Consider the following 14,343-nt stretch of genomic DNA (forward strand, 5'->3'; position numbering starts at 1 on the left):
CCCCCAGGCGCGAGTGTCGTCACCATTGCCCGGGCGCTCGACCTTGATCACCTCGGCGCCAAGGTCGGCGAGGATCTGCCCGGCCCACGGCCCAGCCAACACTCGCGATAAATCCAGTACCCGCAGATGCGACAGCGCGCCCATAGTCGCTCTCCTATTAATAGAACGCTTGCAGACCGGTTTGCGCCCGACCCAGGATCAGTGCGTGAACGTCGTGAGTGCCTTCATAGGTATTCACCACTTCCAGGTTGACCAGGTGACGGGCCACGCCGAACTCATCGGAAATGCCATTGCCACCCAACATGTCGCGAGCCATGCGTGCGATATCCAGCGACTTGCCGCAAGAGTTGCGCTTCATGATCGAAGTGATTTCGACGGCTGCAGTGCCTTCATCCTTCATCCGACCCAAGCGCAGACAACCTTGTAGCGCCAGAGTGATCTCGGTTTGCATGTCGGCGAGCTTCTTCTGGATCAACTGAGTGGCAGCCAACGGGCGGCCGAACTGATGGCGATCCAGCGTGTATTGACGAGCGGTATGCCAGCAGAACTCGGCAGCACCCAGCGCGCCCCACGAGATGCCGTAACGTGCGGAGTTGAGGCAGGTGAACGGGCCTTTCAAGCCGCGCACATCCGGGAAGATGTTCTCTTCAGGGACAAACACGTTGTCCATGACGATTTCGCCAGTGATCGATGCGCGCAGACCGACCTTGCCGTGAATCGCCGGAGCGCTAAGGCCTTTCCAGCCCTTCTCCAGCACGAAGCCACGGATGTCGCCCGCATCGTCTTTGCCCCAGACCACGAACACATCGGCGATCGGGCTGTTGGTGATCCACATCTTCGCGCCGGTCAGGCTGTAGCCACCCTCGACTTTGCGTGCACGGGTAATCATCGCGCCCGGGTCGGAACCGTGGTTCGGCTCGGTCAGACCGAAGCAACCGATCCATTCGCCGGAAGCCAGTTTCGGCAGGTACTTCTGTTTCTGCGCTTCAGTACCGAACTCGTTGATCGGCACCATCACCAGTGAGGACTGCACGCTCATCATCGAGCGATAGCCGGAATCGACCCGCTCCACTTCGCGAGCAATCAGACCATAGCTGACGTAATTGAGGCCGCTGCCACCGTACTGCTCGGGAATGGTCGCGCCGAGCAGGCCGACCTCACCCATTTCGCGGAAGATCGCCGGATCGGTCTTCTCATGACGGAAGGCTTCAAGCACACGCGGCGCGAGGCTCTGTTGAGCGAACTGCTCGGCCGTGTCGCGGATCATGCGCTCTTCTTCGGTGAGCTGTTGATCCAGCAGCAGGGGATCGATCCAGTTGAAGCTAGCTTTACCGCCCATGAGTGAGTCCTCGCAAATCGGGTGAATTAACGTGGCATTGATCCTAGGCCCGGTTCGCCAATGCGGCAAACGAGGATTTCGCATCCTGTTGTGCTAATTTCTCACTCCGTAACGTCGGCAAGCGCCTTTTATAAGATGTATTAGTGAGGTTGAAGTACATGCGCAGAAAAATCCCCAGTACCGCGGCACTGATCAGCTTCGAAGCCGCAGCCCGCCACGAGAGCTTCACCAGGGCCGCCGAGGAACTTTCCCTCACCCAAGGCGCTATTTGCCGACAGATCGCCAGCCTTGAAGAGTTCCTGAGCGTGGAACTGTTCCGACGCTCGCGGCGCGGGGTGAAGCTGACCGAAGCGGGGCTTTCCTACAGCCGACGGGTCGCCACCCAACTCGATGCGGTCGAGCGCGACACCCTCTCGGTAATGGGCCAGCAGGGCGCCAATGTGATCGAACTGGCGGTGGTGCCGACCTTCGGCACCCAATGGCTGTTGCCGAGACTCAAAGACTTCCAGTTCAAACATCCTGAAGTCACCGTCAACCTGACCAACCGCACCCGCCCCTTCCTGTTTGCCGATACCGAGTTCGATGCGGCGATCTACTTCGGCGATGCCGATTGGTCGGGTACCGAATCCCACAGACTGATGGGCGAGAATCCGATGCCGGTATGCAGTCCTGCCCTGATCGGCAACAGGACGCATCTGAAGCCTGAAGAGATCGCCGAACTGCCACTGCTGCAACAGACCACTCGGCCATATGCCTGGCGACAGTGGTTCAACTCGCAGCAACTGAATATCCCTCGCGACATGACAGGTCCGCGCTACGAGCTATTCTCGATGCTGGCCCAAGCAGCCATGCACGACATGGGCATCGCACTGATTCCTCCGTTCCTGATCCAGCGCGAATTGGCCGAGAAACGCCTGGTGATTGCCAACCCTCAGGCGCTCTCCAGCATCAAGGCGTATTACCTGATGATTCCGGAGCGAAAAGTCGAATCGGCGTCATTAAGGGCATTTCGCGACTGGCTGGTAAATCAGGCACAGAGCTACAAGCTAGAGGAATAGCGGCTTGTGACACTTGCTGACCCCGTAGTCAGAATAATTGAAGCACTACAGATATAAGTATTTGTCGCATATTCACAGACTGTATCCGAAAGTCGTACAGTCGTCCCACAAGCGCCTGCCAGCATGGCTTTGCGCCTGTATCCCATGCCGATATCCGCTCATTCACCCCGCCGATGTGTAAATTCTTTAAATTCAGCCAGAATCCTTACAAGGCACGGCCTGCAAGGGATTCAGCCGGCCATCTGCGACATTCGGTCACGGCATGACTTGTAGTTAATTTTCCGTCACCCGTCATAATCCCTTGAAGGGCATAAAGTTCGCCTGCAAAATGCCGCGCCCCGCCCTGATTTGGCGGGATCGTGCTGATCGGCCGCCCCAGCCGCACCATCCGTAGTGCATGGGTTTACTCAATAAGATCACGCAGGAGATTTGACGTGCACATTGGTGTTCCTCTCGAAACCCAGACCGGTGAAACACGGGTTGCTGCAACCCCGGAAACCATTAAGAAGCTGATCGGCCAAGGTCATCAGGTCACTGTGCAATCCGGCGCCGGCGTTAAAGCCAGCGTTGTAGACAGTGCCTATGAGGCGGCAGGCGCAACCATTGGCAGCGCCAACGATGCGTTTGGTGCCGAGCTGATTCTCAAGGTGGTCGCACCCAGCGATGCCGAACTGACGCTGATCAAGCGTGGTGCGGTGCTGGTGGGCATGCTCAATCCGTTCAGCAATGAAACCATCGCCAAGATGGCCGAGTGCGGGATTACCGCATTTGCCCTTGAAGCGGCGCCACGCACCTCCCGGGCCCAGAGCCTCGATGTGCTGTCGTCCCAAGCGAACATTGCCGGCTATAAAGCCGTGTTGTTGGCCGCTCACTACTATCCGCGCTTCATGCCGATGCTGATGACGGCTGCGGGCACCGTGAAAGCGGCGCGCGTGCTGATTCTCGGCGCCGGTGTGGCGGGATTGCAGGCGATTGCCACGGCGAAACGTCTGGGTGCGGTCATCGAAGCCTCCGACGTGCGTCCGGCCGTGAAAGAGCAAATCGAATCCCTCGGCGCCAAGTTCGTCGACGTGCCTTATGAGACCGATGAAGAGCGTGAATGCGCTGTCGGTGTCGGCGGTTACGCCCGGCCAATGCCGGCGAGCTGGATGCAGCGTCAGGCTCAGGCAGTGCACGAGCGCGCCAAACAGGCCGACATCGTCATCACCACCGCGTTGATTCCGGGTCGCAAGGCTCCGGTGCTGTTGAGCGCGGAAACCGTGGCGCAGATGAAGCCGGGTTCGGTGGTCATCGACCTCGCAGCGGCTCAGGGTGGCAACTGCCCGCTGACCGTGGCTGATCAGGTAGTGATCGCGAATGGCGTCACTATCGCCGGCCCGACCAATCTGGCCGGTGAAGTCGCCGCAGACGCCTCGGCGCTGTACGCCCGCAACCTGCTGGACTTCCTGAAGCTGGTCTTCACTAAAGAAGGCCAGTTCGAAGTGAACCTCGAAGACGATATCGTCGCCGCGTGCCTGATGTGCCGCGACGGCCAAGTCATCCGCAAAAACGCCTAAGCAGGGATTCAGACGATGGAAGAGCTTATCTCCCCCGGTATCTACAACCTGATCATCTTCGTGCTGGCGATTTATGTCGGTTATCACGTGGTCTGGAACGTTACACCTGCGCTGCACACGCCACTGATGGCGGTGACCAACGCGATCTCCGCAATCGTCATCGTCGGCGCCATGCTTGCCGCCGCACTGACCGTCACGCCGCTGGGCAAGACCATGGGCACCCTCGCCGTGGCACTGGCCGCGGTCAACGTGTTCGGTGGCTTCCTGGTGACCCGCCGCATGCTTGAGATGTTCAAGAAGAAAGCCCCGAAAGTAAAAGAAGAGGCGCCGAAGTAATGAGCATGAATCTCGTCACGACGCTCTACCTGATCGCGTCGATCTGCTTCATCCAGGCCCTCAAAGGTCTGTCGCACCCGACCACGTCGCGCCGCGGCAACCTGTTCGGCATGCTCGGCATGGCGCTGGCCATTCTGACCACCGTCGGCCTGATCTATAAGCTTGGCGCTGAGTTGGCCACTGCGGGCATCGGTTACGTGATCGTCGGTCTGTTGGTCGGCGGCACCGCCGGTTCGATCATGGCCAAGCGCGTTGAAATGACCAAGATGCCGGAACTGGTCGCCTTCATGCACAGCATGATCGGTCTGGCAGCGGTGTTCATCGCCATTGCTGCAGTCGTTGAGCCGCAGTCGCTGGGCATCGTCAAACAGCTGGGCGACTCGATCCCGACGGGCAACCGTCTGGAGCTGTTCCTCGGCGCGGCAATTGGTGCAATCACCTTCTCCGGTTCGGTGATCGCGTTCGGCAAGCTGTCGGGCAAGTACAAGTTCCGCCTGTTTCAGGGCGCACCGGTACAGTTCGCCGGTCAGCACAAGCTGAACGCAGTGCTGGGTCTGGCGACATTGGTGTTTGGTCTGATCTTCATGTTCACCGGCAACCTCAGCGCATTTGCACTGATGCTCGTGCTGGCGTTCGTGATGGGCGTGCTGATCATCATCCCGATCGGTGGCGCCGACATGCCGGTGGTGGTGTCGATGCTCAACAGCTATTCCGGCTGGGCGGCGGCGGGTATCGGTTTCTCGCTGAACAACTCGATGCTGATCATTGCCGGTTCGCTGGTGGGTTCGAGCGGTGCGATTCTGTCGTACATCATGTGCAAGGCGATGAACCGTTCCTTCTTTAATGTACTGCTCGGTGGTTTCGGCAACACGGCCGACGCTGGCCCGGCCGGTGCGAAAGAAGCACGTCCGGTGAAATCCGGTTCGGCTGACGACGCAACCTTCCTGCTGACCAACGCCGACACAGTGATCATCGTGCCGGGCTACGGTCTGGCGGTGGCCCGCGCACAACACGCGCTGAAAGAGCTGACCGAGAAGCTGACCCATCGTGGCGTGACCGTGAAGTACGCGATCCACCCGGTCGCGGGTCGGATGCCGGGGCACATGAACGTTCTGCTCGCCGAGGCCGAAGTGCCTTACGACCAGGTGTTCGAGATGGAAGACATCAACTCCGAGTTCGGTCAGGCCGACGTGGTACTGGTGCTCGGTGCCAACGACGTGGTCAACCCGGCCGCCAAGAACGATCCGAAATCGCCGATTGCCGGCATGCCGATCCTCGAAGCGTTCAAGGCCAAGACCATCATCGTCAACAAGCGCTCGATGGCCAGCGGTTATGCCGGCCTGGACAACGAACTGTTCTATCTGGACAAGACCATGATGGTCTTCGGCGACGCGAAGAAAGTCATCGAAGACATGGTCAAAGCCGTCGAGTAACCCTCGCTGCTTGAGCCAACGCCCCGACTTGTCGGGGCGTTTTTGTTTGTGCAAAACGTCGGACAATATGCCGCGTTGTTACCGATCCAGTAACGGTGTTTTACTTGAAACCCGCTAAATAGACGCCTCGTTTGCGACCTTGGTAGCGGGACAGGCGCCCGCCTAATTCACTAGACTGCGCATCCTGCTACTCGCTTCCCGAGATAATAATCCATGTACCGTGACCGTATTCGCCTGCCTTCGTTGTTGGATAAAGTGATGAGCGCCGCCGACGCCGCCGCACTGATTGAGGACGGTATGACCGTCGGCATGAGCGGCTTCACCCGCGCCGGCGAAGCCAAGGCTGTCCCGCACGCATTGGCCGAGCGGGCCAAGGTCACGCCGCTGAAAATCAGCCTGATGACCGGCGCCAGTCTGGGCAACGACCTCGACAAGCAACTGACCGAAGCCGGCGTACTGTCGCGGCGCATGCCGTTCCAGGTCGACAGCACCTTGCGCAAGGCAATCAACGCCGGCGAAGTGATGTTCATCGACCAGCATCTCTCGGAAACCGTCGAGCAACTGCGCAACCAACAACTGAAGCTGCCAGACATTGCAGTCATCGAAGCCGTGGCCATCACCGAACAAGGCCACATCGTACCGACCACTTCGGTGGGCAACTCGGCGAGCTTCGCGATTTTTGCCAAACACGTGATCGTCGAGATCAACCTGGCGCACAACGCCAACCTCGAAGGTCTGCATGACATCTATATCCCGACCTATCGCCCGACGCGCACGCCGATCCCGCTGGTAAAAGTCGACGACCGCATCGGCAGCACCGCGATCCCGATCCCGCCGGAGAAGATCGTCGCCATCGTCATCACCCAACAGCCGGATTCGCCTTCCACCGTGTCGTCGCCGGACGTCGACACCAATGCCATCGCCGATCACCTGATCACCTTCTTCAAACAGGAAGTCGACGCCGGGCGCATGACCAACAAGCTCGGTCCGTTGCAGGCGGGGATCGGCAACATCGCCAACGCGGTGATGTGCGGTTTGATCGACTCGCCGTTCGAAGACCTGACCATGTACTCCGAAGTGCTGCAGGATTCGACCTTCGACCTGATCGACGCCGGCAAGCTGAGCTTCGCTTCGGGTAGCTCGATCACCTTGTCCGAGCGCCGCAACACCGATGTGTTCGGCAACCTGGAGAAGTACAAAGACAAACTGGTGCTGCGCCCGCAGGAGATCTCCAACCATCCGGAAGTCGTGCGGCGCCTGGGCATCATCGGGATCAACACGGCGCTGGAGTTCGATATCTACGGCAACGTCAACTCCACCCATGTCTGCGGTACGCGGATGATGAACGGTATCGGCGGTTCCGGTGACTTCGCCCGTAACGCGCACCTGGCGATCTTCGTCACCAAGTCGATTGCCAAGGGCGGCGCGATTTCCAGCGTGGTGCCGATGGTCAGCCACGTCGACCATACCGAGCATGACGTCGACATTTTGGTGACCGAGGTCGGCCTGGCCGATCTGCGCGGCCTGGCACCACGCGAGCGCGCGCGGGTGATCATCGACAACTGTGTGCACCCGGACTATCGCCAGGCATTGAATGATTACTTCACCGCAGCCTGTGCAATCGGTGGTCACACCCCGCACATCCTGCGTGATGCGCTGAGCTGGCACATCAATCTGGAAGAAACCGGCCGCATGCTGAAGGCGTAATCCGCACAGACAGACCGCTGGCGCAAACACAATTTGCGTCAGCGGAATCTCGCAAACACCATCTCTGTCAAAAACTGTACTGCTGTACCGGTCATTTCCTACAGCATTTGCCTACCAATCCCGCCGAATTGAACAAAAATGCACCAGATAAGGGCGGATAGGTACAGTTTGCGCGATTTTGACCCGTACACCCCCTATAAACAGTTAACTGGTCACTCACAATACAGTTGAACTGTATCTAGAGAGACTAGGCAAACGAGAGGATCATGGGCACCAGTCAAACCACTACCTGATCCCGCCACAAGCGGAAGGATGTCAACCATGGAACGTACACTCAGTTCCGAACTGTTCTTCGAAGACAAAGCTGAAAAAACCCAGGCTTCCATGCCTTTGCGCGTTATCGCCAACCTGATGTTGTGGCAGCGCCGCATCTCCAGCCGCCATCAACTGGCTCGTCTGGACTCGCGTCTGCTGGCTGATGCCGGGATTAGCGAAGCACAACGCTACGAAGAGCTGAGCAAGCCGTTCTGGCGCTAAGTAGCGTCGCTGGCTCTGGTCGTTAGACCCACCGCCAGCAACCCGAATTGAACAAGCAAAACCCGTCGTGGGAAACCACGACGGGTTTTGTCGTTTTGAAGGCTGAAAACCTCCGGTACAGGCACCGCTGTGAAACACCAATACAGTTTTCAAATATGCTGATCTGAACCAGTACAATTTTGCATCGGTGTATCTGCCTCGGCCGCTGTATCAGGCTCAACATGACCTTCCGCCTCCATTGGCAGAAGGAATACGTCATGAATGACTTACAGGATGTTTCAGCGCTTTCAATTTCACTGCCGGCCCGCAAAAACGTTCTGCGGCGTTTGTTGCGGCGCTTCTGGCATAGCCTGGAGCGAGCAAGGACGCGGCGTCTGCTGGCTCAGCTCGATGGTCGGGATCTTGCCGATCTGGGCCTGAGCCACGCTGACCGGCTCAATGAACTGGATAAACCTTTCTGGCGCTAGCACTTTGCCCACTGGGCGAACCGAGTGCACAAGCCTAATATCCACGCAGAACGTGGCGAATGCTCTGCGACCGGCGTCTGACTCCTCAGACATCGAGCCACCTCTCCATCCGGTTTATTCACAGGAGTTACACCATGTCCCGTCTTCGCCTGCTCAGTGCTGCCGCCCTGCTGGCCGTGGCTGCCAACGCCAGCGCTACCAGTTTCATCGTGACCACCGACGCCGTCGTCGGCGCACTCAAGTCTTCCTCCGACGCGACTTCCGACGTTTCTTCGTCGTTCCGTGACGACAAGATCGTTCTCGCTGCTCGCGACGACGCCGCCAGCTTCGTGGCCAGCGAAGGCGAGATCCGTGGCGTGAAACTGGAAAGCGCTCTGGATCACATCCGCCATCAGGCCCCACAGCTGAACGCGACCGATGCACAGTTGGCACAAGCCATTCTGACGATCTAAGCAAGCGGCACTGCGGGACACGCCGGCCGTGTCCCGATGTTTCGGCGCTGGCTCTGGCCCGGGCATTGCGCTAGCCTTGGGGCTCGCTAACAGTTACCGAGTCTCATGCGTTTTCTTACACATCTGCTTATACCCTCTGTCTTGATCACCACCTGCTGGGCGACCTCGGTCGACGCCTTTGACGTGTCGACACAAAACATCGTCGTCACCGGTTACGCCACCAGCATGGTGTCTTCCGCGCCGTTCGACCGTAAACTGTTGCTCGCCGCTCACGATGACGCGGCGGCGTTTGTTGCCAGTGACGGTCAACTGCGAGGCTCGCAGCTCGAATCGGCGCTGCATTACCTGCGCAAGACCCGTCCAAAACTTCATGTCAGCGACCTTGAACTGGCACAGGCAATTCTCGTCCAATAGTTATCCCTGTCTTTGTCCCTTCGGAGTCGTTCCATGCGTAGCCCGCTGATTGCTGCCGCCCTTGGCCTTTTGTTGTTGGCCGATATGGCCCAGGCACACACCCTGGTAGCCACCAGTAACATCATCGTCCGTGCCTCCCAGCGCACTATCGATTTCACCTCCGATACCACCACGTCGATCCGCGACTCGAAAATCATCCGTGAAGCCCACGACGATGCTGCGAGCTTCGTTGCCACCAACGGTGATATCCGTGGCGCGCACCTTGAAGCAGCGATCAATACTTTGCGCACCCGCGTTCCGGAAGCCCGCGACGCCAGTGATCAGGTACTCGCCGAAGCCATTCTCGCGCTGTGAAGTCACTCGGCGCCTGGCTGCTGGCCGGGACGCTGTTGCTGCTTGGCAACAGTGCCCACGCCAGTCTGCAACTGCGGCTCAAGACCGACGGTCTGAGCCCCGCCCAACAACAGGCCAGCCAGGCGCTGCTTGATGAAGCAATGCAAAAGTTGCCGCCGCGCTTTATCGAGCAACTGGATCGGCGCATCGATGTCGGCTGGACCGACGACATGCCGAGCAACGCCTACGGCCAGGCAACACTGGTCGCCGAACTCGATCTGAACCGCAAACTGCTCGCCAGCCTCACCGATGGCAGCGCCGCCAAAGAAAAAACCAATCGCCCCCACGGCACTGTGCGTCAGGAAATGCTCGCCACGGTGTTGCACGAACTCACCCACATTTATGACCGCGCACGTCTGTGGCCTGCCGCCGAACGCACGCTGATCCAGCGCTGTACCCGGCGCAACGCCAGCAGTGGACTGGTCGGCATCCCCGATGAATGCCGTGGTCAGAATGACCGCCGCTTTACCCTCAGCGATGATCCACGCCTGCTCGACCTCGCCGGTTGGCAGCAATACGTCGGGCGTCGTGGCGAACGTGAGCAGCACAACCGGCAGATCGCCCGCAGCCCTGACTTGTACGAGATCTCCAGCCCGAAAGAATTCGTCGCGGTCAACATGGAGTATTTCCTCCTCGACCCGAGTTACGCCTGCCGCCGTCCGGCGCTGTATCGCTATTACAAGGAACGCTTCGGCTGGGCGCCGCCCGCCAAGGACACCTGCAGCAAGACCTTCGCGTTTCTGAATGCTGGTAACGATTTCGCCAAACAGCCCTTGGGCCAGGTCGATCCGGAACGGGTTTACGCCGTCGATTATCTGTTGGCCGAAGCCAATCAGAACTGGGTCAGCCGCTGGGGCCACAGCATGTTGCGTCTGGTGATCTGCGCACCGGGTCGGCCACGGGGCCCGGACTGCCGGCTCGATCTGGATCAGCATCTGGTGCTGTCGTACCGCGCCTTCGTCGGCGATGTGCAGCTATCGAGTTGGGACGGACTGGTCGGCAAATACCCGTCGCGACTGTTCGTATTGCCGCTGGCACAGGTGATCGACGAATACACCAAGACCGAACTGCGCAGCCTCGCTTCCGTACCGCTGAATTTGTCTCGCAGCGAGATCGAAGACGTGGTCGAACACGCCGCCGAGATGCACTGGAGCTACGACGGCAACTACTTCTTCCTGTCCAACAACTGCGCAGTGGAAAGCCTGAAATTGCTACGCAGCGGCAGCAACAATGCACAACTCACCGGCCTCGACAGCATCATGCCCAATGGCTTGCTTGAAGTGCTCAAGGGCCGTGGGCTTGCTGATACCAGCGTGCTGGACGACCCAAAGGAAGCGCTGCGACTTGGCTACCGTTTCGACTCGTTCAGGGATCGTTATCAGGCGATGTTTGATGTGCTGAAAAAGCAATTACCGATCAAGCAGAACAGCGTCGAGGAATGGCTTTCACTCTCGGCCGAAGAGCGTCGCCCGTGGTTCGAACGCGCCGACCTGCGCACCAGCGCCGCGCTGTTATTACTGGAACAGGCGAGTTTCCGTCGGCAATTGTTGCTGGCCCAGGATGAGGTCAAACAGCGTTACCTCGGTGCCCGGGAACTGGAGAACGGCGGCATGGACAAGGCAAACGCGACCTTGCAGCAGATCCTCGCCAACAGCGGCTTCCTCAGCCGCCCGGCAGAACTGCTGGATTCGCGCGGTTACGGTCTGCCACAGCCGAGCGAGTCAAGTCGACTGGAAGCCGAAAGCAGCCAGCGCCAGAAACAACTGCTGGCGCTGTCCGGGGATCTCGACAAGGAAGTAAGGGCGCTGCTAGAGCCCAAGCGGGCTGCGGAGATTGCCGCCAACGAGGCCAACGTGAAACAGATCGGCGAGCACTTGCGCAAACTGCACAAGGCCGCGGGTGGGCTGGAGCTGCCTTAAAACCCCTGTGGTGAGGGAGCAAGCTCCCTCACCACAGTTAACGCGATCAGTTGAGAACACCGTCCAGAACTTCATAGACGATCCCGGTACCGACCGCGATCAGCACAATGTCACTCCCTGCCCGGCGCCATTCATAGCCCGGGTACACCGGCAAACGCCCCAGCGCCCGCCCATCCAGCCGCTCGCCGTAATAGCCGTGCGGTAGCGGCCGGCCACGCTCCAGACGAATCCCCGGAGGTGGCGGTGCACCGCGCACGAAGTAGCCATGATTGTCATGAATGGTCTGGCGCACCGGGCCAAAATCGCGAGGTGGCGGGCCACCACGGTGACTGCTTTGCCAGTCATGGTGATCGTCACCGCGATTGTCGTGCTGGCCCTGTTGCGGGCCGCCGTGGTCGTGATCGTCGCGTTGATCATTGTGCTGATCGGCGCTGGCCAGCAGCGGTGTCGCGCTGATCATCAGCACGCCCAGACCGGCAATCAGACGTTTCGGCATTTTCATCGGGTATTTCCTCACTGCACTAACAGCAAAAAGGGATTCAGAACGTGGTTCTGAATCCCTCGGTCTTGCTCATTTAGTCTGTGCCGCGAGGCGCTAATTCCTCTGTATCAGGAACTTTACCTTCAGCTGACGCGGGCCTTACGCACGCCTTCGGACAATGCCGAACACAGGCTCAGCACACCGTCGATGGCCTGCGCCGGAGTCTCGGCATTGGCAATGTGATCGATCAACGCCGAACCCACTACCACGCCCTCGGCCAGACGCGCGATCGCAGCCGCTTGCTCTGGCGTACGGATACCGAAACCGATGCTGATCGGCAAATCGGTATGGCGACGCAGACGCGCCAGCGCTTCTTCGACGTGTTCCAGCGTGGCGGCGCCAGCACCGGTCACACCGGCAACCGACACGTAATAGACAAAACCCGAGCTGCCATTGAGCACTTTCGGCAGACGCACATCGTCAGTAGTCGGCGTGGTCAGACGGATGAAGTCGATCCCGGCAGCCTGGGCCGGGTCGCACAGCTCCGAGTTGTGCTCTGGCGGCATGTCGACCACGATCAGACCATCAACACCGGCCTCTTTGGCATCAGCGATGAAACGCGGGACGCCGTACATGTGGATCGGGTTGAAATAACCCATCAACACCAGCGGCGTGTCGCTGTTGTCCTCGCGGAACTCGCGAACCATTTGCAGGGTTTTCAGCAGATTCTGTTTGGCGCCCAAGGCACGGATGTTGGCCAGTTGAATCGCCGGGCCATCCGCCATCGGATCGGTGAAGGGCATGCCCAGCTCGATCACATCGGCACCTGCTTTCGGCAGACCTTTGAGGATCGCCAGCGACGTGTCGTAGTCCGGGTCGCCCGCCGTGACAAAGGTCACCAGCGCGGCGCGATTCTGTTGCTTGAGTTCGGCAAAGCGGGTTTGCAGGCGGCTCATCAGTGTTTCTCCTGCTTGGACTGTTCCATATGGTGCATGACGGTCTGCATGTCTTTGTCGCCACGGCCGGACAGGTTGACCACCATCAGGTGATCCTTCGGCAGGGTCGGTGCGCGTTTGAACACTTCAGCCAGGGCGTGGGCGCTTTCCAGTGCAGGAATGATCCCTTCCAGACGGCAGCATTTGTGGAAGGCATCGAGCGCTTCATCGTCGGTCACCGAGGTGTACTGGACGCGACCGATGTCATGCAACCACGCGTGTTCCGGGCCGATGCCCGGGTAGTCGAGGCCAGCGGAAATCGAGTGCGCGTCGATGATCTGGCCATCGTCGTCCTGCAGCAGGAAGGTACGGTTGCCGTGCAACACACCCGGTACGCCGCCATTGAGGCTGGCCGCGTGCTTGCCGGTTTCGATGCCGTAACCGGCAGCTTCAACACCGATGATCTCGACGCTCTTGTCGTCGAGGAACGGGTGGAACAGGCCCATCGCGTTGGAACCGCCACCGATGCACGCCACCAGGCTGTCCGGCAGGCGACCTTCCTGGGCTTGCAACTGCTCGCGGGTTTCCTTGCCGATCACCGCCTGGAAGTCGCGAACCATCGCCGGGTACGGGTGCGGGCCAGCCACGGTGCCGATCAGGTAGAAAGTGCTATCGACGTTGGTCACCCAGTCACGCAGCGCTTCGTTCATCGCGTCTTTCAGGGTACCGGTGCCGGCAACCACCGGGATCACCTCGGCGCCCAGCAGCTTCATGCGGAACACGTTGGCCTGTTGGCGCTCGATGTCGGTGGTGCCCATGTAGATCACGCAGTCCAGACCGAAACGTGCAGCCACGGTGGCAGTTGCCACGCCGTGCATGCCGGCGCCGGTCTCGGCGATGATGCGTTTCTTGCCCATGCGCCGCGCCAGCAGAATCTGACCGATGCAGTTGTTAATCTTGTGCGCGCCTGTGTGGTTCAGCTCTTCGCGCTTGAGGTAGATCTTCGCGCCGCCACAGAACTCGGTCAGACGCTCGGCGAAGTACAGCGGGCTCGGGCGTCCGACGTAGTCACGCTGGAAGTAGGCCAATTCCTCTTTGAATGCAGGATCTTCCTTGGCCGTTTCGTATTCGCGGGCCAGATCGAGGATCAACGGCATCAGGGTTTCAGCGACATAACGACCGCCGAACGCGCCGAACAGGCCGTTGTCATCAGGGCCGTTACGCAGATTGGAGGTGTTCGAAGTCTGGGTCATGGTGTGCTCCAGGTGAATTCGGATGAGAAGACAATGACGCCCACTCTACCCCTGACCTTCTAA

Annotated in this window: 16 protein-coding genes (1 of these 16 cut by a window edge); 11 read left to right on the forward strand and 5 right to left on the reverse strand. The window is 59.5% G+C overall.

Going from position 1 to position 14,343, the window contains the following annotated elements; translation table 11 throughout:
- Both ACTWLJ_RS06335 and ACTWLJ_RS06340 read right to left on the reverse strand, forming a co-directional pair.
- On the reverse strand, positions 1-144 hold the beginning of the coding sequence (locus tag ACTWLJ_RS06335; RefSeq protein ID WP_445180256.1) for a CaiB/BaiF CoA transferase family protein. Its footprint begins 1,077 nt before the window's first position; only the first 144 of its 1,221 coding nucleotides appear in the window; the start codon lies at positions 142-144; its stop codon lies off the left edge, out of view.
- A 13-nt stretch (positions 145-157) separates the two neighbouring features.
- Positions 158-1,339, reverse strand: coding sequence for an acyl-CoA dehydrogenase (locus tag ACTWLJ_RS06340; protein WP_445180257.1), 1,182 nt, complete (start codon positions 1,337-1,339; stop codon positions 158-160).
- Positions 1,340-1,497: 158 nt separating this feature from the next.
- On the opposite strand from ACTWLJ_RS06340, the gene ACTWLJ_RS06345 reads away from it, so the two are divergent.
- From ACTWLJ_RS06345 to ACTWLJ_RS06395, 11 genes are all read left to right on the forward strand, one after another.
- Positions 1,498-2,397 carry a LysR family transcriptional regulator gene (locus ACTWLJ_RS06345; protein ID WP_445180258.1) on the forward strand — a complete coding sequence of 300 codons (900 nt, stop codon included), beginning with the start codon at positions 1,498-1,500 and terminating at the stop codon, positions 2,395-2,397.
- Positions 2,398-2,831: 434 nt separating this feature from the next.
- Positions 2,832-3,953, forward strand: coding sequence for a Re/Si-specific NAD(P)(+) transhydrogenase subunit alpha (locus ACTWLJ_RS06350; protein ID WP_445180259.1), 1,122 nt, complete (start codon positions 2,832-2,834; stop codon positions 3,951-3,953).
- A gap of 15 nt (positions 3,954-3,968) precedes the next feature.
- Positions 3,969-4,289, forward strand: a complete 321-nt coding sequence (locus ACTWLJ_RS06355; RefSeq protein WP_003187417.1) for an NAD(P) transhydrogenase subunit alpha — start codon at positions 3,969-3,971, stop codon at positions 4,287-4,289.
- Positions 4,289-5,722, forward strand: coding sequence for an NAD(P)(+) transhydrogenase (Re/Si-specific) subunit beta (locus ACTWLJ_RS06360; protein ID WP_445180260.1), 1,434 nt, complete (start codon positions 4,289-4,291; stop codon positions 5,720-5,722). The genes ACTWLJ_RS06355 and ACTWLJ_RS06360 overlap by 1 nt, the downstream gene beginning before the upstream one ends.
- Positions 5,723-5,935: 213 nt before the next feature.
- Positions 5,936-7,429 (forward strand): acetyl-CoA hydrolase/transferase family protein, encoded by a 1,494-nt coding sequence (locus tag ACTWLJ_RS06365; RefSeq protein ID WP_401216192.1) that lies wholly within the window; start codon positions 5,936-5,938, stop codon positions 7,427-7,429.
- Positions 7,430-7,750: 321 nt separating this feature from the next.
- The gene (locus ACTWLJ_RS06370; protein WP_445180261.1) at positions 7,751-7,966 is read left to right on the forward strand and encodes a DUF1127 domain-containing protein; all 216 of its coding nucleotides are present in this window, start codon (positions 7,751-7,753) and stop codon (positions 7,964-7,966) included.
- A 257-nt stretch (positions 7,967-8,223) separates the two neighbouring features.
- Complete coding sequence (locus ACTWLJ_RS06375) at positions 8,224-8,433, forward strand: DUF1127 domain-containing protein (protein WP_445181325.1); 210 nt, start codon at positions 8,224-8,226, stop codon at positions 8,431-8,433.
- Between the two features lie 134 nt (positions 8,434-8,567).
- Complete coding sequence (locus ACTWLJ_RS06380; RefSeq protein ID WP_401216193.1) at positions 8,568-8,885, forward strand: DUF2388 domain-containing protein; 318 nt, start codon at positions 8,568-8,570, stop codon at positions 8,883-8,885.
- Between the two features lie 105 nt (positions 8,886-8,990).
- The gene (locus tag ACTWLJ_RS06385) at positions 8,991-9,299 is read left to right on the forward strand and encodes a DUF2388 domain-containing protein (protein WP_445180262.1); all 309 of its coding nucleotides are present in this window, start codon (positions 8,991-8,993) and stop codon (positions 9,297-9,299) included.
- A 33-nt stretch (positions 9,300-9,332) separates the two neighbouring features.
- The gene (locus ACTWLJ_RS06390; protein WP_445180263.1) at positions 9,333-9,653 is read left to right on the forward strand and encodes a DUF2388 domain-containing protein; all 321 of its coding nucleotides are present in this window, start codon (positions 9,333-9,335) and stop codon (positions 9,651-9,653) included.
- Positions 9,650-11,611: a DUF7844 domain-containing protein gene (locus ACTWLJ_RS06395; RefSeq protein WP_401216196.1), complete on the forward strand. Its 1,962-nt coding sequence runs from the start codon at positions 9,650-9,652 to the stop codon at positions 11,609-11,611. The genes ACTWLJ_RS06390 and ACTWLJ_RS06395 overlap by 4 nt, the downstream gene beginning before the upstream one ends.
- Positions 11,612-11,657: 46 nt before the next feature.
- Here ACTWLJ_RS06395 and ACTWLJ_RS06400 read toward each other — a convergent pair whose 3' ends face one another.
- From ACTWLJ_RS06400 to trpB, 3 genes are all read right to left on the reverse strand, one after another.
- Entirely contained in the window at positions 11,658-12,113 is a 456-nt protein-coding gene (locus ACTWLJ_RS06400; protein ID WP_445180264.1) for an anti-virulence regulator CigR family protein, read from the reverse strand.
- 122 nt (positions 12,114-12,235) lie between these two features.
- Positions 12,236-13,048, reverse strand: a complete 813-nt coding sequence (gene trpA / locus ACTWLJ_RS06405; RefSeq protein WP_445180265.1) for a tryptophan synthase subunit alpha — start codon at positions 13,046-13,048, stop codon at positions 12,236-12,238.
- A complete protein-coding gene (gene trpB / locus ACTWLJ_RS06410; RefSeq protein WP_445180266.1) occupies positions 13,048-14,280 on the reverse strand; it encodes a tryptophan synthase subunit beta in 1,233 nt (410 codons plus the stop codon). Before trpB ends, trpA begins: the two co-directional genes overlap by 1 nt.
- Positions 14,281-14,343 lie beyond the last annotated feature (63 nt).

The organism is Pseudomonas sp. McL0111 (assembly GCF_052567255.1).

Excerpts from the sequence above, each read along its gene's own strand:
- ACTWLJ_RS06400 (WP_445180264.1), bottom strand. The coding sequence starts at position 12,113 with ATGAAAATGCCGAAACGTCTGATTGCCGGTCTGGGCGTGCTGATGATC.
- trpB (WP_445180266.1), bottom strand. The coding sequence starts at position 14,280 with ATGACCCAGACTTCGAACACCTCCAATCTGCGTAACGGCCCTGATGAC.
- ACTWLJ_RS06340 (WP_445180257.1), bottom strand. The coding sequence starts at position 1,339 with ATGGGCGGTAAAGCTAGCTTCAACTGGATCGATCCCCTGCTGCTGGAT.
- ACTWLJ_RS06385 (WP_445180262.1), top strand. The coding sequence starts at position 8,991 with ATGCGTTTTCTTACACATCTGCTTATACCCTCTGTCTTGATCACCACC.
- ACTWLJ_RS06390 (WP_445180263.1), top strand. The coding sequence starts at position 9,333 with ATGCGTAGCCCGCTGATTGCTGCCGCCCTTGGCCTTTTGTTGTTGGCC.
- ACTWLJ_RS06370 (WP_445180261.1), top strand. The coding sequence starts at position 7,751 with ATGGAACGTACACTCAGTTCCGAACTGTTCTTCGAAGACAAAGCTGAA.
- trpA (WP_445180265.1), bottom strand. The coding sequence starts at position 13,048 with ATGAGCCGCCTGCAAACCCGCTTTGCCGAACTCAAGCAACAGAATCGC.
- ACTWLJ_RS06355 (WP_003187417.1), top strand. The coding sequence starts at position 3,969 with ATGGAAGAGCTTATCTCCCCCGGTATCTACAACCTGATCATCTTCGTG.
- ACTWLJ_RS06380 (WP_401216193.1), top strand. The coding sequence starts at position 8,568 with ATGTCCCGTCTTCGCCTGCTCAGTGCTGCCGCCCTGCTGGCCGTGGCT.
- ACTWLJ_RS06365 (WP_401216192.1), top strand. The coding sequence starts at position 5,936 with ATGTACCGTGACCGTATTCGCCTGCCTTCGTTGTTGGATAAAGTGATG.
- ACTWLJ_RS06360 (WP_445180260.1), top strand. The coding sequence starts at position 4,289 with ATGAGCATGAATCTCGTCACGACGCTCTACCTGATCGCGTCGATCTGC.
- ACTWLJ_RS06375 (WP_445181325.1), top strand. The coding sequence starts at position 8,224 with ATGAATGACTTACAGGATGTTTCAGCGCTTTCAATTTCACTGCCGGCC.
- ACTWLJ_RS06345 (WP_445180258.1), top strand. The coding sequence starts at position 1,498 with ATGCGCAGAAAAATCCCCAGTACCGCGGCACTGATCAGCTTCGAAGCC.